Genomic DNA, 23114 nt, shown 5'->3' on the forward strand with positions numbered 1-23114 from the left:
TGGATGGAAGGAGAGGTTCTTATGGCAGCACAATTAATTGCTACAACTGCAACAAAAAAGGTCTTTCGTGATGGGGATAAAGCAATCAAGGTTTTTAACGCTGATTTCCCAAAGGCAGATGTATTGAATGAAGCATTGATTACCGCCCGTGTGGAAGAAGTAGGCGGAATCAATGTTCCCAAGGTTCTAGAAGTTGGTGTTTTCGAAGGCAAGTGGTCCATTACCTTTGATTTCATTGAAGGCAAGACTCTCCAGCAGCTCATGGATGAAAATCCCGATAAATTACCGGAATACATGGAGGGTATGGTTGATCTTCATTTAAGCATTCTTTCAAAGCAATGCCCGCTTCTTAATAAGCTGAAGGATAAGATGTCGCGGCAGATCCTGGATACGGAAGAACTGGGTGACGTGACCAGATACGATATGAGGACACAGCTTGACAGCATGCCAAAACATACAAAATTATGCCATGGGGATTTTAACCCCAGCAATATTGTGGTAAAGGATGACGGAACCATGTATGTACTGGACTGGGTACATGCGACCCAGGGAAATGCCAGCGCAGATGTGGCAAGAACTTACCTGTTGTTCTGTCTGCAGGACCAGAATAAAGCAGATATGTATATGAACCTGTTTTGTAAGAAGACCGGTACTGCGAAGAAATATGTGCAGACCTGGCTCCCCATCGTTGCGGCTGCCCAGCTTTCAAAGAAAAGACCGGAAGAGGCGGAATTGCTGAACCAGTGGGCTAATGTTTGCGATTATCAGTAAATAAATAATATAAAAAACTAAAACGCATCTTGAAGGGGCTTTCACTCCTTTATCAAGATGCGTTTTTTGTACGTTAATTTTTAAGCACTGATTTTCTGTAATCCCAGCTCGGGGCGGTCCGTCAGGCGTTTAATCCGTTTCTGTATTATTGGTACCTGACATGGCATCATGTTCTTCTTTAAGTTCCAGGTACAGGTCATAGAATTTCCATTTGCAGTTGGTATCGGTAATTACCGCCTTTAAGTCGATTTTAGGAACTCCTGCCCGCCTTAGATCTGAGAGCAGTTCGTCTATCCGTCGGTTTGAAAAATTTTTCATTACCAGGATCTCCTCTTCCACATCAGGGCTTTCCATCTGTTCCGTCTCTTCAAAGCCATCAAAGCCTGCTAAATATCCTATGGTCTGGCCCACCTGATCCGGGGAAATATTTTTAATCCGTATCCCCATACGGACAAGTACTGCCTTCAGTTTTGCAGCCTTTGTATCATTTCCGCTCTGCCGGTCCTTCTCAGGCTGGTAATACAGGACCATTTCTTTTCTTGCTGCCACGCTCTATACCTCCTATCTATAAAAGACGTCCTCTAAGTTCTGTTCCGTTAAAAGCGCTTAAATATGCCGGAGCAATATCAAGCACGGTTTTACAGCCGCACTGTCCTTCTTTATTCAGACGGTAAGCAGCTCTTGCATAGGCCGTCAGCACGGAAGCCGTAAATTCCGGATTGGAATCCAGCTTTAAGCTGTATTCGATCACATGGCTGTTCTCATCCTCCCAGCCTGTCCTTCCGGTCCTTATGACAAAACCGCCATGAGGAATTCCCCTGTGATCCTTACTTAGCTCCTCTTCACTTATAAAATGAACTGTAGTGTCATAATCTGCAAAATAATTGGGCATTGATACGATTTCTTCCCTGATCCGGTCCAGATCTGCATTCTCTTCCGCTACTACAAAGCATTCACGGGTATGCTTCTCTCTGGTGGACAACTCCGGACTTTTCCCGCTCCGGACCGCCTCAAGGGCTCCTTCCACCGGAATGGTATACTGCCTGGCATCCTTTACGCCTTTTATCCTGCGGACCGCATCGGAATGGCCCTGGCTTACGCCCCTGCCCCAGAATGTATAATCATGGCCGCCTGGTAGGATTGCCTCCCCATAAAGGCGGTTTAAGGAAAACATGCCCGGATCCCAACCCGCGGATATGATTCCAACCTTGTTTCCTTCTTTTGCCGCCCCATCCACCGCTTCGAAATGCTGGGGGATCCGGGCGTGGGTGTCAAAGCTGTCCACCACGTTGAAATGTCTGGCAAGAAGGGGCGTCTGTACAGGAAGGTCTACGGCGCTTCCGCCGCAGAGGATCATTACATCAATGGAATCCTTTTTTGAAACGGCTTCCTCCATGGAATACACCTTTACGCCCGGAGAAAGTGGGGTTATTGATGCCGGGTCTCTTCTGGTAAATATAGCAGAAAGCTCAAGATCCGGATTATGGCGGATGGCGCATTCCACCCCTTTTCCCAGATTCCCGTAACCTGCAATACCTATTTTAATTGTCATATTTTCATCAACCTTTCCAAAATTATTAATATTATTATAACTCTAAAAAGAGTGACCTGTAAATCCTGTATTTTAGAAGAGATACCATACAAAAATCCGCAGGCAGAGTCACCCCTGCCTGCGGATAAAAGGCTTATTAAGCAAATGCCGACACCTCCGGCATCTCTAATGCCGTGGTCTCATATTTATCCAGAATGACCTTCTGGATCATATCTCGCGTGTCGGAATTAATGGGATGTGCTATATCCCGGTATTCCCCATCGGCAGCCTTTCGGCTGGGCATAGCAATAAATAACCCCTTCTCCCCTTCGATTACCTTGATATCATGAATTACAAATTCATTATCAAGTGTAATGGAAACAATTGCTTTCATCTTTCCTTCTTTTTCAATACGTCTAACCCTCACGTCTGTAATCTGCATGTCAAGCTTTCCCCCGCATTTCCTTATAATGTGTATCTTTCGTTTTTTTCTAAGACAATTTTTATATTGTCCGGTGTACCGATATGGGTGGTATTGGCCCGGATCGTGTCCCGGCTTTCCACAATACAATTTTCAATAACCGTATTATCACCTATGTAAACATCATTTAAAATAATTGAATTTTTAATGACACAGTTATTGCCTACATATGCCTTTTTAAACAGAACTGAATTTTCAACCACTCCATTGACGATGCTGCCGCTGGATATCAGACTGTTCTTAACCACTGCGCCCGGATTGTATTTTGCCGGGGGCAAATCATCTATTTTAGAATAAACATCCGGGTACTTACGGAAGAAATAATCCCTCACTTCCGATTTCAGAAAATCCATGTTGGTCTTGTAGTAAGACTCAACGGAAGCAATGTTCCTCCAGTAGGTATTCATCTTATAAGCATAAATCCTCTTTAGATTCCGGTAACGTATCAGAATATCGCTTACAAAATCATAACGGTCTTCCATGGCACAACGTTCGATCAGCTCGATTAACTGCCGCCTGCGGATGACATAAATGCCGCAGGATACAACACTGGAAGATGCCACCATCGGCTTTTCTTCAAAGTCCGTGATCCTTCCGTCTTCATTGGTCCTCACAAGACCGAACCGTGTGGTATCCTCCCCCTCCGGAAGCTCCGTACATACGACGGTAATATCCGCCTTCTTCTCAATATGATATTCCAGAACTTTTCCATAATCCAGCTTATAGATACCGTCACCGGCCGCAATGACCACATAGGGTTCATGGCTGTTCTTTAAGAATGTAAGGTTCTGGAAAAGCGCATCTGCGGTCCCCCGGTACCAGTCACTGCTTTCAGCAGTTATGGTTGGGGTGAATACAAACAATCCCCCCTGCTTTCTTCCAAAATCCCACCATTTGGAAGAGCTTAAATGCAGGTGAAGCGATCTGGAATTATACTGAGTTAAAACCGCTACGTTCTGAATATGGGAATTCGTCATATTGCTTAGGGCAAAATCAATGCTGCGGTAATTCCCTGCAATGGGCATGGCCGAGATCGCTCTTTTATTGGATAATTCCCGCATTCTTTTACTGTTTCCGCCTGCTAATACAATTCCTATCGCTCTCATCGCATTCCACCTGCCTTTATGATGTAGTCTCCGCCAGCCAGCTCGCCATCAGCATAATCTTCTGCTGTTGTCTCACCGACAATTGCCGTATTCTTACCCACCTTCACATTTTCAGGTATGGTCGAATTTTCACCGACTGTTACCAGATCAGACAGATAGACCTTGGGATCATATTTGCTGGGAGCAAATTCCCCAAAACCAAGCTCAGAGTTTGCACCTATCTTTACATTTTCAGCGATAATGGCCTTCTGGACCTTAACATTCTCTCCTATCACGCATTCCCTCATGATGATGGAATCCTTGACCACGGCTCCCTTTTTAATGGTGACACCTGCACCAATGACAGAATTATGGATTTCTCCGCAGATTTCCGATCCTTCTCCGATGATGCTTCTGTCTATGACAGCTTCCTCTGACACATACTGAGGCGGTATGATGTCACTCTTGGTATAGATCTTCCAGTATTCCTCATAAAGGTTAAATTCCGGAATGATATCAATCAGCTCCATGTTGGCTTCCCAGTAAGAGCTTAAGGTCCCCACATCCTTCCAGTAGCCATTGTATTCATAGGCAAATACCCGATCCCCTGATTCAAAGCAGTACGGTATGATATGCTTTCCGAAATCACAGCCCGGGACTTCAGACATCTTGATCAATGCCTCCTTTAATACCTTCCAGCTGAATATGTAAATACCCATGGATGCCAGGTTGCTTCTTGGGTTTGCCGGTTTTTCCTCAAATTCCGTGATACGGTTATTCTCATCGGTTATAAGGATTCCAAAACGGCTGGCTTCCTCAATCGGCACCGGCATAGCAGCAATGGTGATATCAGCATTATTCGCTTTATGGTATTCCAGCATGACCTCATAGTCCATCTTATAGATATGGTCTCCTGACAATATAAGAACATAGTCCGGATTGTAGGTTTCCATATACTCGAGGTTTTGATAGATGGCATTTGCCGTTCCTGTATACCAGTCACTGCCCTTGCTCTTTTCATAGGGAGGAAGGATTGTAACGCCGCCGACGTTCCGATCCAAATCCCACGGGATTCCAATCCCGATATGGGTGTTTAAACGCAATGGCTGATACTGAGTCAGAACTCCCACTGTATCAACCCCAGAATTGATGCAGTTACTGAGTGGGAAATCAATAATACGGTACTTACCGCCAAATGATACTGCTGGTTTGGCCACTTTTTGCGTTAACACGCCTAAACGGCTTCCCTGGCCGCCTGCCAAAAGCATGGCAATCATTTCTTTCTTGATCACGTTATCACCTCTCGCTGTTGTAATTTTATTGTACTAGCATTATAACACATAATCAGAAAATAGTGAACAAATTTTTGAATTATTACGATAATTTTTTGTGCACTTTCCGACATTTTTCACGTTTTTTTCAATTCTTTTACATTTTAATCCATATCTTGCGTTTTTGCACCCTTCCCCCTTGAATCAAGGCTCGAAATACAGTATAATCTTATTAAGTATGCGAACATGTAAAAGGAGATGCCATTATGGATTTAATCACTGTAAGACAGATATATAAAGACAAAGAATCACTTCTTAACACCCAGGTAACGATCGGAGGCTGGGTAAGAAGTTTAAGAGATTCCAAGTCATTTGGATTCATTGTTTTAAATGACGGAACTTACTTTGAAACGCTTCAGGTCGTCTATCATGACACCATGGAAAATTTCTCTGAAATATCCAAACTAAACGTAGGAACTGCTGTTATCGTCACCGGTACCCTGGTGCCCACTCCTGAAGCAAAACAGCCGTTTGAAATCCAGGCGGAAAAAATTATTGTTGAAGGAACTTCTACACCAGACTATCCCCTTCAGAAAAAGCGCCATTCCTTTGAATATTTAAGAAGCATTTCCCATCTGCGGCCCAGAACCAATACCTTCCAGGCTGTTTTCCGCGTACGTTCCTTAATCGCATATGCCATTCACCAGTTTTTCCAGGAAAGGGATTTTGTGTATGTGCACACCCCCATCATCACTGGAAGCGACTGTGAAGGAGCCGGTGAGATGTTCCAGGTTACCACCATGGATTTAACAAACATTCCAAAGACCGGGGAAGGGACTGTGGATTTCAGCCAGGACTTCTTTGGAAAGCCTACCAACTTAACCGTAAGCGGCCAGCTCAATGCGGAGTCCTATGCCATGGCATTCCGCAATGTTTATACCTTTGGACCGACGTTCCGTGCGGAAAATTCCAACACCACACGCCATGCGGCCGAATTCTGGATGATCGAGCCAGAGATGGCATTTGCCGATTTGAGTGACAATATGGAGCTGGCGGAAGCCATGCTCAAATATGTGATCCGTTTCGTTCTGGAGCATGCGCCGGAGGAGATGAATTTCTTCAATCAGTTTGTGGACAAGGATCTTATTAACCGCTTAAACCATGTTCTGAACTCTGAATTTGCTCATGTGACTTACACCGAGGCCATAGAGCTTCTGGAAAAACACAATGAAGAATTTGACTATAAGGTGTTCTGGGGCTGTGACTTACAGACCGAGCATGAACGCTATTTAACCGAGCAGCTCTATAAGAAGCCTGTATTCGTAACAGACTATCCAAAGGAAATCAAAGCTTTCTACATGAAGCTGAATCCGGATAACAAGACAGTGGCTGCCGTAGACTGCCTGGTTCCCGGAATTGGTGAGATCATCGGCGGAAGCCAGAGAGAGGACAATTATGACAAGCTCGTGGCACGTATGGACGAACTTGGCCTTGAGAAAGAAGATTACGAATTCTACCTTGACTTAAGAAAATACGGATCCACCCGCCATGCAGGCTTTGGCCTTGGCTTTGAGCGCTGCGTGATGTATTTAACCGGAATGGGCAACATCCGTGACGTGGTACCATTCCCAAGGACTGTCAACAACTGTGAGCTTTAAGCCTGTACCACAAATTCCCTTCCTGACCGGCAGGGAATTTGTGGTTTTAGTTAAGCCACGCCGAGACATTTGGCGGCATATGCATAAGCCTTTCAAAAATATGGCATGGCAGAACTGTAACTAATTGTGCAGAGGACCAGCGAGGTAATGACAATGAAATTCATACATATTGCAGATGTTCACTGGGGCATGAGCCCGGACAGCGACAAACCGTGGAGCAAGGAACGGTATCAGGACATCAAGGACACCTTCGCAAAGGCGGTCAGCCAGGCAAAAGCCCTGGAAGCCGACTGTCTTTTTATTTCCGGAGACTTATTTCACCGGCAGCCCCTGGCCAGGGATTTGAAAGAAGTAAACTATCTTTTTACCACCATACCGGATGTCCATGTGGTCATCATTGCCGGTAACCACGACCGCATCCGCAGCAACTCCGCTCTTTTAAGCTTCACCTGGGCTCCCAATGTGTCTTATCTCATGGGAGAAGAGCTGGAAAATGTTTACTTTAAGGACATCAATACTGAGGTTTACGGCTTCAGTTATCGTTCGGCCGAAATCCCGGAAAACCGCCTTGACCATTTAAAAGTGCCCAACAACGGGCGCATCCATGTTCTGCTGGGTCATGGGGGCGATGCCAACCACATCCCCTTTGACAAGGGTGCCATGGCCAATCTGGACTTTTCCTACATTGCCATGGGACACATCCACCGCCCGGAGATCCTTTTGGAAAACCGTATGGCATTTGCCGGCTCCCTGGAGCCTCTGGACAAAACGGAATCCGGCCAGCACGGCATGATGGTAGGGGAAATCAATGAGGTGACCCGCATGGTGACTTCCTTAAAGTTCATCCCCCTGGCAAAGCTCCAGTACATCTCTCTGGCCGTTAATGTTACAACAGCCACTACCAATACAGAACTTGCCATGAAAATCACCCAGGAAATACAGACCCGGGGGCCGGAAAACATCTTCCGGTTCCGGATCCGCGGCATGAGGGACCCTGATATCTCCTTTGACTTGGACATGCTTTCCACCCGGTTTAAGATCATGGAAATCATTGACGAATCCGAGCCTCAGTATGACTTTTCCGCATTGTTTGCCGAACATCCCAGTGACATGATCGGCTTCTTTATCCAGGCCCTTCAGAAACCGGAGATGAGCCCGGTGGAAAAAAAGGCCCTTCATTACGGCATCAACGCACTGCTTCGTACAACGGACGAAAGGAGCTGACCCATGAAAATAATTGATATCTATATCAATGGCTTTGGAAAATTCCATGGCAGGAACCTTACCTTCCGGGATGGGCTAAACATTGTATATGGGAAGAATGAGGCCGGAAAATCCACCATCCATACCTTCATTCGGGGAATGCTTTTCGGCATTGAACGCCAGAGAGGCCGTGCGTCCCGAAATGATCTTTACACCAAATTCGAGCCTTGGGAAAACAGCGGTACCTACGAGGGGCAGATAAGGGTAGAGCATAAGGATCACATTTACCGGATCGAGCGCACCTTCCAGAAAAATAAAAAAGAGTTTAAGATCGTAGATGAAACCGCTGGACGGGAGATAGAACCTACTAAGGCTTTTTTAGATGACTTATTATGCGGTTTAAGCGAAGCCGCCTACATTAACACTGTCAGCATCGGGCAGTTAAAAAGCGCTACCGATGAGGGCATGGTTTCTGAACTTAAAAATTACATAGCCAATTTAAATACCACGGGAAACTTAGCGCTTAACATCACAAAATCCGCCGCCTTTTTAAAGTCACAGAAAAAGGAGCTGGAATCCCAAATGGTTCCGGAAGCGGCACGGACCTACACCTCTTTATTAAGCGAAATCCGCAACACGGAAAAGGAAATCTCAGCTCCGGAATACGAAAACCAGATTCAGGAATATCAGAAGCTCCGTTCCCATATCAGAGTTTCCATGGATGACGAGCAAAAGGAAAAGGAAGAACTCCTTCAAAAAGCTGCCAGGGGCAGGCAGGTACTGAACAGCAACCAGTTTTCCGACCAGGCATCCATTAACGCCTGTCTGGCAAAGGCTCAGGAAAATTATGAGGAATATATGGAAGCAAGGGCGGCCTGCAATAAAAAGCCGCGAAAGATCTTCTCCGTCCTTTCCCTGATTATTGCCACCGTGCTATTATGCGGCACCGGAGTGCTTTATTATCTGGGGGAAGCCAATTATTTCACCGCTTACTATGGACTTGACCTCATTCTTTTGCTGGGAATTTTTATAGGAACAGCCACTATTTTCTACCTGATTGGCCTGATCCTGTTTTTAAAGCTGAGACACAGCCAAAAGGACATGGAAATGAGCGCCAAGATTCTGCAGGAGATCCTTTCCAGGCATTTGGGAAACACAGAAATTTCCTCAGAGGCGATCCGGGCATTCCAGACGAGGATGGCAGAATTTACACGCTTATGCTCTGCCGTATCCAAATCTGAGGCTGTCATCGCACAGAAAGCAAAAGAAATTGAGGAGCTTTCAAAAAAGCAGGAAAACTGCGGCGAATCCATTGAAAAGCAGCAGAAAAGCCAGTGGGAGCTGGAGAGAAAGCTGGAGCACTTATCAAGCTGCAAGACCCAGGCAGAAGGGCTTAAGCACATCCTGGCAGAGAACGACCGGATCCGGGAAGAAATTTCCGCCATTGACTTAGCAATGGAGACCATGACCTTCCTCTCCTCCTCCATACGGGACTCTTTTGGCCTGTATTTAAATAAGACGGCCTCCGACCTCATCGCCGGGATCACAGGCGGAATCTATACCAGCATGAGCGTAGATGAGAACCTGAATGTCTTTTTAAATACAAAAACCAAGCTGGTTCCCTTAGAACAGGTCAGCAGCGGCACCATGGACCAGGTTTACTTAGCGCTCCGATTGGCGGCCGCCACCTTGATTCAGGAAGGCGCAGAACGGATGCCTTTCATATTTGACGACAGCTTTGTGCTGTATGATGATGACAGGCTACGGACTGCTTTAAGGTGGCTGGTGAACACTTACTCCGACCAGGTCATTATCTTCACCTGTCATCAGCGGGAGGCTCAGATGCTGACCGCAAACTTAATCCCTTATCATCTGGTAGAAATTTAATCATATCATAATGTTCCAATGTAAAAAGACTGTCATGCCGGTTCTCCGGCTCATGACAGTCTTTTTCCTATCAGCCCCTATATCTGTTCCTATTGCTTGCAATACCGGCTAAAACCCCTGCCAGAAGCCCTGCAATGGCCGGTCCGATCCAGCCAAGTCCCATATCGTATAAGGGAAGCCTGGAAAGCCCGTCATTTAAAAAACCAAGACCTGTCTGTTCCAGGGATAAAAGCACACTGGCGATGCCAGTGAGACCAATGGAACATACATAAGCGGCCTTCCACTTCCTTCCATCCGGAAAACCAAAGGACAGCAGAATGAGGACAATGGCTACAGGGTAGATCGCATTCAGCACAGGAACTGAGATTTCCAAAATCCTGTTAAGTCCGATATTGGAGATCACCAGACTCACCAATGCAAATAGAAGCGCCCAGGTGCGATATCCTACTTTTGGTACAATGGTGCAGAAATACCTGCTGCAGCAGCTGATAAGGCCGATACAGGTATTTAAACAGGCAATAAAGAAAATGACGGCCAGCATCACAAGACCTACATTTCCATACAAAAAACGTACTGCCTGGTTTAAGGTCTGAGCTCCGTTTTCTCCTATCCCAAGTGCGCCGCCGGTAACGGCTCCCACATGAGCCAGAGCGCTGTATACAAGAAGAAGGACCCCTCCTGCGATAAAACCTGCCTGAATGGTCTCCTTGACCACAGAAGCCTCCTGCTTAATTCCCATTGCCTGAACATTCAAAGAAATAATAATTCCAAAATTCAGGGCAGCAATGGTATCCATGGTCAGGTACCCCTCTAAAAATCCTTTTACAAAGGGATTGGACCCATAGGACTTAGCAGGAATCCCGTAGGAACCTGCCGGATGGAGTATGCAGCCTGCAAATATCACCACGATCAGAGCCAAAAGGCAGGGAGTCAGTATCTTACCCAGCCGGTCTGTCAGCTTGTCCGGTTTTAAAGACACTGCAAAGGCTATCGCAAAGAACACGGCGGAATAAAGGAACTGGGTAAACGCCCCTGAGCCTTCTTCCTTTAAAAAGGGAACCACCGCCATCTCAAAGGACGTGCTGGCAGTTCTGGGAATCGCAAGACACGGACCTATGGACAAATAAATGAGCAGAGTGAAAATAAATGCAAATCTGGGGTGAACACGGCCTGCCAGCTTATCAAGGCCACCGGACCTGGCCACTGCAACCACACCAAGAACCGGAAACCCAATGGCCGTCACCGCAAAGCCTGCCATGGCAATCCAGGTATTCGTTCCCGCGGATGCACCCAAATAGGGCGGAAAAATAAGATTTCCCGCCCCAAAAAACATGGAGAAAAGTGTAAGGCCCACTAAGACCAGCTTCTGTTTCGATAATTGTTCCATATGCCCTGCTCTACCTGTCACCTGCGCGGTAGCGCTCAAGAAGCCGGTTAATTCTGTTGGTCGGATTTAAAAGCTCGCTTAAGGAGGCGTCATGGTTTAAATTATCTATAATCAGCGCAATGTACTTACTCATATCAACATTGATGTAGTATGGCCTGGACAAAAGATCAGGAGTCTGGTAAACCAGGTTGGTTGTGAGGATCCTGTCTATAAACCCATTCTCATAATATTCATCAAACTTTGCAAGACCGTTGGTAAACAGGCCAAAGGTGGAACAAACGAATACCTTTCTGGCCTTTCTTCTCTTAAGCTCTTTCGCTACATCCAACATGCTTTCGCCGGAAGAAATCATGTCGTCAACAATGATCACATCCTTGCCTTCTACGCTGCTTCCCAAAAATTCATGGGCAACGATAGGATTGCGTCCGTTAATGATCTGGGTATAATCCCTGCGTTTATAGAACATACCCATATCAAGGCCAAGAACATTGGCAAAGAACACAGCACGTCCCATGCCTCCCTCATCCGGGCTGATGACCATCATATGCTCACTGTCAATATCCAGTTCCTTCTCTTCCCTCAGTAAGTATTTAATAAACTGATAAATAGGCTGAACAGTCTCAAAGCCCTTTAAAGGAATGGCATTCTGCACTCTTGGATCATGGGCATCAAAGGTAATGATGTTCTCAACTCCCATGTTCACCAGTTCACGAAGCGCCAGCGCGCAGTCTAAGGATTCTCTGCTGGATCTCTTATGCTGCCTGCTTTCATATAAAAAAGGCATGATCACATTGATGCGGCGTGCCTTTCCTGCCGAAGCAGCAATAAGGCGCTTCAAATCCTGGAAGTGGTCATCAGGGGACATGTGATTGGTCATCCCACAAAGTGAATAGGTAAGACTGTAATTACATACATCTACCATGAAATAAAGGTCATCACCCCGTACAGATTCCTGCAGGGTACCCTTTGCTTCGCCTGTTCCAAACCTTGGCGTGCTGGCTCCGATCATATAAGAATCCCTTTGATAGCCTGAAAAAGCAATGGTAGACTTATGTTCGCTCTCCCGCTCCTGTCTCCATGCCACCAGGTAATCATTGACCTTATCTCCCAGCTCTTTACAGCTTTTTAACGGTATCAAACCCAACGGACCTACCGGAATGGTTTCTATCGTCTTTTCTTCGTAAAGCATTCTTCTCTCCTCCAACGTGTCCTAATACAATGCAACGGTTCTTTTATAACATTATGTGCGGAAATAGTCAAGTTAATCGATACGATTAAGACTCTTTATATTTCATTGTAACCTTTGGCTACACTTGATGCAACTGCTAATTTCTTACGTTTGAAACCAGATTTTTACTCGCATTACAGGCTGACTTGGAATTCACTGCAATGAACCATGAGATCTTCATAATAGACGCTTTTCCGCATAAAATGTATCATGTACCCATCAAATACAGGGAGGATTAATCTTGTTAAAAATTTTGGATAATAATTATTATGACTTAATAATCAGTAATACCCTGGCTCCTTCCTATGATACCGGAAATAATATCACCCCTTTAGATATAAGGGATTCTCTTCTTCACGTACCGGTCAGCACCGTAGATCCCTGTGATTTAGGCCGTCATCCCTATAACAGTTTTCCCTTCCTCTACACTCTCACCTCTACCACGAGCCTGGAAAAATCCGGCATCTCAACGGTTCAGAGAAATCCATACCTGGCCCTGTTTGGAAGAGGAGTCCTGGTGGCTGTCATTGATACCGGAATCGACTACCAGCATCCTGCATTTAAATATAATGACGGAACCTCCCGCATTATCTCCATATGGGACCAGACAGTGCAAACCGGTACGGTTCCCGAAACCTTTACTTTCGGTTCCGAATACAGCAGGGATCAGATCAATGCCGCATTAAGCTCAGAAGATCCTTTATCCATTGTCCCCACAACAGATACCATCGGACACGGAACCGCCATAGCCAGTGTTCTTGCCGGTACTCCGAACGTAGCCGAATCTTTCAGCGGTGTCGTACCCCAGGCTGATCTTGTAATCGTCAAGTTGAAGGAAGCAAAACAAAACTTGAAAAATATCTTCTTTGTTCCGGAAGATGCTCTCTGCTATCAGGAATCCGATATCATTCTTGGCATCCGTTATGCGGTCACGATTTCGGAACGGAATAACCAACCCGTTGTGATATGCATTGCGTTAGGAAGCAACCAGGGAGGTCATGACGGCAGAGGAGCCGTTGACAGCTACATCGATTACCTCACATTGCTTCCTGGAATCGGAGTATGCGTTTCCACCGGCAATGAAGGAAACAGCCAGAGACATTATTTTAACGCTACTAATGCAGCTCCCTACTACAATGATTTTGAGTTAAGAGTTGGAAGCAATGATAAAATGTTTTCCATGGAGATCTGGTCATATGCCCCGGCAAGGCTTTCCGTAGATATCTCTTCTCCGAACCGGGAATCTACCCAGCCTGTTTTTCCCACCTTCAATCAATGCAGAAGGTTCAGTTTCATATTTAACCAGACTACCATCTACGTCAACAATATCATATTTGAGGAGGGAAACGGAGATCAGCTCATCCTGCTGCGATTTAACAACCTTCTTCCCGGCATCTGGTATCTGAGGGTACAGAACATCGAAAGCGAACCCTTTGCTTTCCATTCCTGGCTGCCCACCGGAGATATGATCTCAAGAGAAACGTATTTTCTCAATTCAAATCCTGATACTACCATAACCTCTCCGGGAAATGGAAGGCATCAGCTGACAGTGGCCGGTTATAACGATACGAATAACAGTATACTGCCGGAATCCGGCAGAGGCTATACAAGAATCGGTGAGATCAAGCCAGACCTGGCCGCACCGGGCTACCAGCTCACCTGTGCGGTTCCAAGAAACCAGTATGGGACTGTAACTGGTACCGGAGCAGCAGCGGCCCATGCAACCGGAATCGTTGCCATGGTGCTTGAATGGGCGATTGTCAGAAACAATTATCCACGAATGACTGGTAATAATGTAAACCGCCTCTTAATAAGCAGTGCAACACGCAGCAGTTCTGATGTTTATCCAAATAACATTTGGGGATATGGTCAGGTGGATGTAAACCGTCTTTTTGAACGGCTTGCCAGTCTTTGATAACCGCAAAGAACATAGAGAATCCAGGGGCCTGACTGCATAAAGGGCTTCCTGGATTTTTAGCTAGTTGGTTCTTTTTTCTTTTTTTCTGATGCGGATATCATCTCCATAGAGAGGGATCACCGTATAACGGCTGATCAGTCTGGAGGTCACTCGTTCCGTATACCGGTCCCTGAGCTCATTTATGGGATGGTTGGTGGAAATAATGGTGGCCCTGGAAGAATTAAGCCGTTCGTTGATGCAGTAAAACAATTCTGAAGATGTAAAGCTGTTATTAAGCTCTGTTCCCAAATCATCAATGATCAGAAGGTCGCAGTCCAGAATATACTGGTACATCCCTTTCATATCATCTTCATCCTGATAATCGAACCGGTTCTTGGAGAACACCTCAAACAGATCATTGGCGGATAAGTATATCACGGAACAGTACCGGTCAATCAGCTCCCTGGCAATGCAGTTGGTCAGGAACGTCTTACCGACTCCGGTAGGACCAGTAAACAGCAGGTTTCCATGTTCAGCGGAAAATCCCTTTACAAAGTTCTTGCAGGTCTCCACGACCTGTCCCATATACTGCCTGACGGTCCTGTTAAGAACCGGGACAACCCTGGTATCATCATAGTATTCATAAGAGAAAGTGCCGAAGTTTTCTACCGCAATAATCTGTTCGATGTTTGACTGGGCATAAAGATATTTCATTTCAGACTGGTGGAAACAGTGGCACTTGATCCCATCTGCGTATCCGGTATCCTTACAATCCGGGCACCGGTACCGCATGTCCATGTAATCAGCCGAAAAACCGGAAGCCTTTAATAGCACACTCTTTTGTTCCCTCAAATCTGCAATTTCACTTCTTAAGTCCTTAAGGGCTCCCTTGTCCCCGTCAAGAAGTCTGCGCGCACTGGCCACCGCACTGGTGCTGATGAAATCATCTAGCTCTTTGATAACCGGAATCTTGCGGTATACTTCCGCAATCCGCTCTTCCTGTTCATGGCGGTTCTTAAACTGTTGCTGCCCATATGCCCGCATGATTGCATCGTACTGTGAATTGCTCAGCGCCATAATTACCTCCATTCCTCCTGCTGCTTTATGTAAACTACTGCTCCGTTAATTGTTTTAGAACAAGGGCATCATAATCAATCTCCCTTTGAGGGAAATTCTGAAACTGGTTCTGTCCCCTTTTCCCTTTTTGGCTCTGGGCCTGCTTATTATCTCCGCTTTTTCCTGCCTTATGTTCTCCGCTTCTCACGCGGTCCGCATACTGTTCATCCAGTTTTTTAACCTCTTCCATGGAGCGTACTCCAGCCTTTTTCCAACCCTCTAATATTTTGTCCGCATACTGGAAGCTGGGCGCATGGGTGGCCGCCAGCGTCCGGTTACAGGCTTCAACCACCAAGTCTCTGGCAAATCCATAGGCCCTGAACCACCTGTCTATAAAATCCCGCTCCAAATCTCCCGGTTTCCTGTCACTTAATCCAAAGGCCTTCATGATTGCAAAGGAATCCTTGGTAAAGGTATGGGCATAGCCCTTGGCATCATCCACGGTCCGGAACCCTTTTTCATGCCAGTTGATCGCCACTGTTTCAATATAACGGATGCTGCTGTGTCCGCCCTGCACACAATATTCCACCACATATTCCAGCAGCTCGGCAGGCATGTGCAGGCCGTCATATAGGTAGGCGAACACCTCGCACTCCCTTTGGGTGAATACCTTATTCATGTATTTCTGGGCAATATAAAGAAGCTGGGAAAAATCCTCATCTCCGGCAAGACCGCTTATCTTCTCAGGTGAATAGACCATCCTGCGGCCGGCTGCCTCGGGTTTCGCTTGTACATCTGCGTTTATTCCGGAACATGCCGTCTCAGATGCCGCTGGAGACACCGTCTGTTTTAACGGAATGCCCCCTTTAAGGACTCCGGCATTCTTCCAGTAAGATAAGGCCCGCGCCACATCCGATTCCGTATGGTTTAACGCATCCGCGATCATGGATACGGTGATCTCTTCCCCTTCATGGCGCATCAAATATAAATATTCCTTTACGTACTCCCCATTGGCCGCAGCCATATATTCATCAATGAACTCATTGGAAATCACCGTAACGTTGATCTTGAAACTGCTTTTCATATTCAATGACATAACCTCACCTTTTTCATATAGCCAGTCCGCAGTGCAGCGAGAGGAGCTTATGGGTTCTCTCACTCACGGGCATTCGCCCTATGAAATTGGCCATGGCAAGTTTTTCTTATGTGCAAGCACAACGAAAATCTTCCCATGTCCTATTTCGCACTGCTCATTGCCTTCGTGAACATCATACCACAGGTCCTATCAAAAGAAAATAGCCGCAGTTATCCACTAAATGAATTGTGGATAATGTGGATAATGTGGAAACCAGGTATACATAAATAAGTTTTCTCCTCCGAATCATGTCGATTTGCTGATAAAACCGAGATTTTATAAATTGTGAGAATATAAATTATGTAAATTAAAAAATCCACATAGCTTCTTAACATAAAATGTTGAAAACTATGTGGATAATGTGGATAACTATAAGCCTAAAAGCTTTTCCCCCACTTTTACTATGTCTCCAGCCCCCATAGTTATCAACAAATCACCGTGTATACAATTTTCCAAAATAAATGTTTCAATCTCATCAAAGGATGAAAAATAATGGCATTTGACGCCTCTTTTCTCGATTCTCTCCGCAATATCCTTAGAACTGATTCCTAAATCGTCCGCTTCACGGGCTGCATAGATGTCCGCTAAGATCACCTCGTCCGCCAGAGACAATGCCTCTGCAAATTCATCTAAAAACGCCTTTGTCCTGGTATACGTATGAGGCTGGAATGCCACCCACAGCTTTTGATGAGGATAGTGTTTAGCCGTATCAAGAGTCGCCCTGATTTCCTGGGGATGGTGGGCATAATCATCAATAATGGTAATGCCGGACAGCTCTCCCTTTTTTTCAAAACGCCGGTTGGTGCCGGTAAAACGCTTCAGCCCTTTTTTAATCAGCTCCACAGAAATTCCAAGCTCTGTACAGACTGCCGCAGCTGCCAGGGAATTATACACATTATGCTCTCCCGGAACGCCAAGCGTTACGGTATCCACAACATTCCCATCCACCTTTAAATCATAAGTAGCTCTTGCCAATTCGTCAAACCGGATGACTTCGGCCTGGTATCTGCTTCCCGCCTTCTTGCCAAATGTGATCACGTTACATGGCAGTCCCTGGGTGATCTCTTCCCTGCTCTCTATGTCGTTATTAATCACCAGAGAGCCGTTTTGGGGAAGCTTTTCGGCAAACAGACGGAAGGAATGACGGATATCCTTAATATCTTTAAAGAAATCCAGATGATCAGCCTCTATGTTCAGGATCACCTCCATGGTGGGGAAAAAGGAGAGAAAACTATTGGTATATTCGCAGGCTTCTGTTACAAACAGTTTGGGGCCGCCCACCCGGATATTGCCGCCAATGGAATTCAAGATTCCGCCTACCGATATGGTGGGGTCTGTTTCAGCTGCCAAAAGAATCTCAGTGATCATAGATGTGGTGGTGGTCTTTCCGTGGGTTCCGGATACGGCTATGGAGTTCTCATAATTTTTCATCATTTGTCCAAGAAGTTCTGCACGGCTGAGTATGGGTAGTCCTTTTTCTCTGGCTTGTGCAAATTCCGGATTATCGGGATGAACGGCGGCTGTATAAACCACCACATCAATTCCTTCTTTAATATTCTCCGCCCGCTGGCCATATGCGATTGCTGCACCCTTTGTCTCTAAATGGCGTGTCAGCTCTGATATCTGGGAATCTGACCCTGTAATGGTAAATCCCTCATCAATGAGAATTTCCGCCAATCCGCTCATGCTGATTCCGCCTATTCCAATAAAATGAATTGCCTCTGGTTTATGAAAATCAATTTGATACATGCTTTTTCCATCCTTAATTTTGTTTTCTGTAATAACTGATGCCTTCCATTACTTTTAACGCTTTTCTTATGTAAAGGCAACTGCTTTCTTCTTTATTATATAAGAAAGCACCGAGAAAATCTACAATATAATTACAATCAAAAAAATGCACCCTACAGATTTTATGTTCTGTAAAGTGCACTTTATGACACAGTTCTTATGAACCCAGTGCAATTGGCGGCACATCTTCTACAAGGTTACCACTGCTTTCCTGCGGAACACCCACTGCTGATACCATCAGATAAAGCATTTCCTTGAAACTCCGGAAAGGCTGCTCCACCCTGCCTTCCCGCCAGTAAATAATGCCTTGCCATGTAGAATGCTCACGAAACATTATTTTAATAGAAAAGGTTGCCTTTTGCCCGCCTCTCCTGCACATGGAACAAACCTCATCGGAAATCAGACGTCCATATTGCATTCCATACTTTGGAATATTTTCCTTTAAAACCTTGACCTTCATAAAATTCCCAAGGGTCCCTGCCAGGTCAGACATAACTTCGTGCCGTTCTGTTAAGTCAGCAGGTATATTTTGATAGTTTCCCAGAATCTGCCCGGAATCATAAGCATCAATGGCCACATGGAAGGAATTCAATGATTCCCCTTCCTGTCCCATCTGGAAATCTCTTCTTAACATCTGGTTCATTAAAAGAATTAATTGAAGCGTGCTTTCAAACGGCTCCTGCCGGTCTCCTTCCTCCCAGTGGATCAGTCCCTGCCAGCTGGCATGGTAACGATACTGCACATATATACGGAAGGTATTCCGTTTTCCCTTTCGTTCACTCTCTTTACTGATCCTGGTCACAAAATCAGGAGGATTGGTTCCGGGAAAATGACGCATTTGAAATGTCTGTTTTGGACAGCCCATGGAATCAAATATACGGTCCATATTTAAAATCATCTCCAACATACTGCCGTATAGGATTCCCTGAGAATCATCGCAATGAAACATAACCCCTTTAATGCTCCAATCGTCGCATTCATCCACTGCTACGGTAATATACCGGTCGGTACCGCGAACTACACTCACTCTTCCTTTTGTCATAATTTCCACCATCATCCTTATGTTATGTTATAATTATAAACGAAGGCGGTTACATTTTGGTAACATTTTCCATATTCGGCTAAATTTATATACTGACTGTAACCCGCCTATTAATTCTGTGATATGAGGGAAGAAAACACTCTCTGTAATAATACTTTTATGGAATTCATTTGCTATTTATAACAAAAAAAGCTTATTCAGGCTGCTGATTACAAAACACCTGAACAAGCTCAAAAGTAGCTTTTAAATACTTGGAGCTATGCTGCGGCACCGTATCATTCCGGAGGCTATTTTTTATCTGACAGGAAACGCCCGAATATTACATGCCTGTAGCTGTTCAGCACGCCAAGCAGTATGTTTCCAAGAACCCCAATCACGAGAATTTCCCCTGCTCCAACCGTAAACATCGCATACCAGATGATATCCTCTGAGCCGTATGCGTACCGCAGAACCCATGGGATAATTATGGTATTTGCTAAAATCGGCGGGAGGCATACCAACCATCTGTTTTTCCGAAGCTTATAGGAACCGATAGCTCCGATCAGGGTTGCAATACTTCCGAAAATCACATCCAGGGTAGCTGCTCCGCATAATAAATTTGACAGGAAACACCCAATGAACAATCCAGGTATTGCTGCCGGAGTAAAAAATGGCAGAATACAGAGAATCTCGGAAATTCTAAACTGGATTGGGCCGAAGCTGACAGGTGCAAAAACCATGGTCAGCACAGTGTAGACTGCAGCAATCGCCGCTGAAAAGACCATAAAATAGGTCTTTTCTGAAGTTTTGTAATGCATATTCATTTCTCCTTTAGTTTTGTTTTAGGTGTGGAAGGTCTCGAACACACCGGTCTTTACTTGCAAAACTCCTTATTAATCAAGGAATTCTACGACCTTGGTACGGGGTTACTATAGCATAAATTACCTTGAAATGCAAGACGTACCCCAAATTCATCCACAACGTATTTGGAGCTTCCTGAGGCATTGGTAAAAGATTCGTTACTTCCGCACTTGTTGTGGATAATACATGGGAATCGGTAACAGTATCGTGCTATCCTATAATTATAGATATATTAATGTAATGGGAATTCAAATATTTCATCCGCACTGCATCACTGTCAATACCCAGCTGATTAAAACAGTTTTTGGTGAATAAATACAGATGAAATGAAAGGCGGGAATCAGAAAAAGAACACTTGCGGCATTCGCTCCAAGCTTTCTGAAGTGAAAGTCCCACAGGCAGTTATACGCCTGAAGGACTTTTATTAACCGATTAAATTTAAATGCTGGACTGATTTTTATTTATGATGAGCCGTTCTGCACTCTTTCCGCCCTGGGGAATCTGCACCTGATACCCTTTTGCCGCTCCACTTTGCCAGCAGGCAGCGGTCAGAGCATTTAAGGCAGCAATTGCCAACATCTTTCGAATAATATTGGAATGGTCCAAATCGGATAGATAATCTGCTGCGCTTCGGCCCCTCAGGGAGTCATTGATTCCGCTTTTATTTTTCTGCAAATGACTTGCTTATTGACATTTTAAATCATATCATAGAAAAGGAATTAGACATTTTTCCCAACATAAAGTATACTTAAGTTCAAAAAGTCTCGCTTTCAAACCCTGTTTTTTCCGGCTTAAGCGAAGTACAAAGGAGGAGTGATAATGAAAAGTATAAAAATGAAAATATTGCTTAGCATGGCTTTGACGGTATTTCTTTCCCTATGTGCAGTGGGAGGTACCAGCATTTATTTAAACTATTCCAGCATGATCGGAACTATGAACCAGACCATGACGGAGCTGGCCCTCACCGCATCACAGCGGGTTTCCAAAGAACTGGACATTTATAAAACGATTGCCTATGAAGTCGGCAGCATTGACAGTCTTTCCAGTTCAGGAATCAGCGTGGAGGATAAAAAAACCATTTTAGACCAGAAAGCGAAGGCCCACGGCTTCCAGCGGGGAAACATACTGGGAGCAGACGGGATCAGTTTATTCGATGGAAAAGACTACTCTGACCGGGACTATTTCCAGAAATCCCTAAAGGGCGAGACAGCGGTATCCGATCCCCTGATCAGTAAGATCACAGGACAGCTTACCATTATAATATCCGCCCCATTGTGGGATAAGGGAATTCCGAATTCCAAAGTAGTAGGCGTCGTATATTTTGTTCCCACTGAGACTTTTTTAAATGACATCGTTGCCAGCATAAAAATAAGCAAGGGAAGCAGCTCCTACATATTGAACAGAAACGGCGGCATCATTGCCGACGTGGATATGGAGAATGTTACCAATGTGACAAATACCCAGGACATTGCAAAGACAGATCCCGGACTGGCAGCCCTTGCTGCTCTTGAGAAGGGAATGACCGAAGGAAAAAGCGGCTTTGGCCGTTACAACAAGGGTGGTGTAAACGAATTCCTGGCTTATGCGCCCATTGAAGGAACCGACGGCTGGAGCTTCGGCCTCAAAGCGCCCATGACTGACTTTATGGGAGCAACCACAACCGGAATCATCATTTCGGTAATACTGCTCATCGCAGCACTGATTGTGGCCGGAATCATATCCGTTGTCCTGGCCGGAAAAATCGGAAATCCCGTAAATGCCTGTGCCGAACGCTTAAAAAGGCTGGTGCAGGGCGATTTAGATTCTACTGTTCCCGTTATTAACAGCCAGGACGAAACCGGTGTACTTGCAGGAGCTACCCAGGAACTGGTGGACGGGCTAAAAATGATCATCGGAGATGTGGATCATATTCTCAATGAGATGGCAGAGGGCAGCTTAACGGTTTCTTCCAGCTGCGAATCCGCCTATGCAGGAGGGTTTGGCGGAATCCTACAGTCCATGACCCAGCTGCAGTCCAGGCTTAGAGATACTCTCCTAAGGATCAACCAGTCCTCTGAGGAAGTAGCCTCCGGCGCGGAGCAGGTATCCGCAGGGGCGCAGGCTCTCTCCCAGGGAGCTACGGAGCAGGCCAGTTCCGTGGAAGAGTTGGTGGCCACCATTAGCCTTATTTCTTCTCATGTGGATCTAAATGCTAAAAATGCAGAGGAGGCCACTCTCCAGGCAAAGGAAACTTCTTCCCAGCTGGATAATGGTAAAGAACAGATGAAGAGAATGACCGATGCAATGAACGAGATCAACCAGACCTCCAGTGAAATCGGGAAGATCATTAAAACCATCGAGGATATCGCCTACCAGACCAATATCCTGGCCTTAAATGCGGCGGTTGAAGCCGCCCGTGCCGGAGAAGCAGGAAAGGGTTTTGCCGTCGTTGCTGACGAAGTGCGCAACCTTGCGTCAAAAAGCGCAGAGGCATCAAAAAACACTGCCTCCCTCATCGAAAGTTCTTCCCTGTCGGTGCAGAAGGGAACAGGGATCGTAGGGGAAACAGCGGATTCTCTGGAACTGATCGCCGCTTCTTCCGAAAAAATGGCTTCCCTGATATATGAAATCACCACAGCATCCCAGGAACAGGCAAGCTCCATTGCCCAGGTGGCCTTAGGAATCGACCAGATATCCGGCGTTGTGCAAACCAATTCTGCTACTGCACAAGAGAGCGCAGCTACCAGCGAAGAGCTCTCCAGTCAGGCCCAGATTTTAAATGGCCTTATGGACCAGTTTAAGTTTTAATTAATAAAAGCCGCTTCATAATGAATGATTCATGACCAATTAATAATCATCATTCATAATGAAGCGG

General features: G+C 45.6%; 19 protein-coding genes. 6 read left to right on the top strand and 13 right to left on the bottom strand.

The features are described from left to right. Positions 1-21: 21 nt before the first annotated feature. Entirely contained in the window at positions 22-771 is a 750-nt protein-coding gene (locus AC27IJ_RS19770) for a phosphotransferase family protein (RefSeq protein ID WP_312445548.1), read from the top strand. Positions 772-900: 129 nt separating this feature from the next. Here the strand turns inward: AC27IJ_RS19770 and AC27IJ_RS19775 are convergent, their stop codons facing one another. The 5 genes from AC27IJ_RS19775 to AC27IJ_RS19795 all read right to left on the bottom strand — a co-directional run bounded on the left by AC27IJ_RS19775 (position 901) and on the right by AC27IJ_RS19795 (position 5160). After that, a complete protein-coding gene (locus AC27IJ_RS19775) occupies positions 901-1320 on the bottom strand; it encodes a DUF3783 domain-containing protein (protein ID WP_487150473.1) in 420 nt (139 codons plus the stop codon). A gap of 16 nt (positions 1321-1336) precedes the next feature. After that, the gene (locus AC27IJ_RS19780; RefSeq protein WP_312503525.1) at positions 1337-2323 is read right to left on the bottom strand and encodes a diaminopimelate dehydrogenase; all 987 of its coding nucleotides are present in this window, start codon (positions 2321-2323) and stop codon (positions 1337-1339) included. A gap of 136 nt (positions 2324-2459) precedes the next feature. After that, positions 2460-2744: a septation regulator SpoVG gene (gene spoVG / locus AC27IJ_RS19785; protein WP_312445542.1), complete on the bottom strand. Its 285-nt coding sequence runs from the start codon at positions 2742-2744 to the stop codon at positions 2460-2462. Between the two features lie 23 nt (positions 2745-2767). Then, the gene (gene glgD / locus AC27IJ_RS19790) at positions 2768-3889 is read right to left on the bottom strand and encodes a glucose-1-phosphate adenylyltransferase subunit GlgD (RefSeq protein WP_312503523.1); all 1122 of its coding nucleotides are present in this window, start codon (positions 3887-3889) and stop codon (positions 2768-2770) included. Continuing rightward, positions 3886-5160 (bottom strand): glucose-1-phosphate adenylyltransferase, encoded by a 1275-nt coding sequence (locus AC27IJ_RS19795; RefSeq protein ID WP_312445538.1) that lies wholly within the window; start codon positions 5158-5160, stop codon positions 3886-3888. The genes glgD and AC27IJ_RS19795 overlap by 4 nt, the downstream gene beginning before the upstream one ends. 245 nt (positions 5161-5405) lie before the next feature. On the opposite strand from AC27IJ_RS19795, the gene asnS reads away from it, so the two are divergent. The 3 genes from asnS to AC27IJ_RS19810 all read left to right on the top strand — a co-directional run bounded on the left by asnS (position 5406) and on the right by AC27IJ_RS19810 (position 9887). Next, positions 5406-6797: an asparagine--tRNA ligase gene (gene asnS / locus AC27IJ_RS19800; protein WP_487150476.1), complete on the top strand. Its 1392-nt coding sequence runs from the start codon at positions 5406-5408 to the stop codon at positions 6795-6797. A gap of 153 nt (positions 6798-6950) precedes the next feature. Further along, the gene (locus AC27IJ_RS19805) at positions 6951-8021 is read left to right on the top strand and encodes a metallophosphoesterase family protein (protein ID WP_312445535.1); all 1071 of its coding nucleotides are present in this window, start codon (positions 6951-6953) and stop codon (positions 8019-8021) included. A gap of 3 nt (positions 8022-8024) precedes the next feature. Further along, the gene (locus AC27IJ_RS19810) at positions 8025-9887 is read left to right on the top strand and encodes an ATP-binding protein (RefSeq protein ID WP_312503521.1); all 1863 of its coding nucleotides are present in this window, start codon (positions 8025-8027) and stop codon (positions 9885-9887) included. Between the two features lie 70 nt (positions 9888-9957). Here AC27IJ_RS19810 and brnQ read toward each other — a convergent pair whose 3' ends face one another. After that, complete coding sequence (gene brnQ, locus AC27IJ_RS19815; protein WP_313259280.1) at positions 9958-11274, bottom strand: branched-chain amino acid transport system II carrier protein; 1317 nt, start codon at positions 11272-11274, stop codon at positions 9958-9960. 10 nt (positions 11275-11284) lie between these two features. Then, entirely contained in the window at positions 11285-12463 is a 1179-nt protein-coding gene (locus AC27IJ_RS19820) for a ribose-phosphate pyrophosphokinase (protein WP_312445530.1), read from the bottom strand. A gap of 280 nt (positions 12464-12743) precedes the next feature. Here AC27IJ_RS19820 and AC27IJ_RS19825 point away from each other — a divergent pair, with 280 nt between their 5' ends. After that, complete coding sequence (locus AC27IJ_RS19825; protein ID WP_312445529.1) at positions 12744-14417, top strand: S8 family peptidase; 1674 nt, start codon at positions 12744-12746, stop codon at positions 14415-14417. A 63-nt stretch (positions 14418-14480) separates the two neighbouring features. Here AC27IJ_RS19825 and AC27IJ_RS19830 read toward each other — a convergent pair whose 3' ends face one another. From AC27IJ_RS19830 to AC27IJ_RS19855, 6 genes are all read right to left on the bottom strand, one after another. Beyond that, positions 14481-15476, bottom strand: a complete 996-nt coding sequence (locus AC27IJ_RS19830; RefSeq protein WP_312445527.1) for an ATP-binding protein — start codon at positions 15474-15476, stop codon at positions 14481-14483. Between the two features lie 34 nt (positions 15477-15510). Then, positions 15511-16551 (bottom strand): DnaD domain protein, encoded by a 1041-nt coding sequence (locus AC27IJ_RS19835; RefSeq protein ID WP_487150480.1) that lies wholly within the window; start codon positions 16549-16551, stop codon positions 15511-15513. A gap of 408 nt (positions 16552-16959) precedes the next feature. Next, the gene (gene murC / locus AC27IJ_RS19840; protein WP_313152449.1) at positions 16960-18339 is read right to left on the bottom strand and encodes a UDP-N-acetylmuramate--L-alanine ligase; all 1380 of its coding nucleotides are present in this window, start codon (positions 18337-18339) and stop codon (positions 16960-16962) included. A gap of 196 nt (positions 18340-18535) precedes the next feature. Further along, complete coding sequence (locus AC27IJ_RS19845) at positions 18536-19420, bottom strand: hypothetical protein (RefSeq protein ID WP_487150483.1); 885 nt, start codon at positions 19418-19420, stop codon at positions 18536-18538. Positions 19421-19707: 287 nt separating this feature from the next. After that, the gene (locus AC27IJ_RS19850) at positions 19708-20217 is read right to left on the bottom strand and encodes a QueT transporter family protein (RefSeq protein WP_312445521.1); all 510 of its coding nucleotides are present in this window, start codon (positions 20215-20217) and stop codon (positions 19708-19710) included. Between the two features lie 481 nt (positions 20218-20698). Then, on the bottom strand, positions 20699-20935 hold the full coding sequence (locus AC27IJ_RS19855) for a hypothetical protein (protein WP_487150485.1): 237 nt from the start codon (positions 20933-20935) through the stop codon (positions 20699-20701). Between the two features lie 144 nt (positions 20936-21079). Between AC27IJ_RS19855 and AC27IJ_RS19860 the strand changes: the two genes are divergently transcribed. Continuing rightward, on the top strand, positions 21080-23047 hold the full coding sequence (locus AC27IJ_RS19860) for a methyl-accepting chemotaxis protein (protein WP_487150487.1): 1968 nt from the start codon (positions 21080-21082) through the stop codon (positions 23045-23047). Positions 23048-23114 lie beyond the last annotated feature (67 nt).

Source organism: Lacrimispora sp. YZC11, from assembly GCF_057543815.1.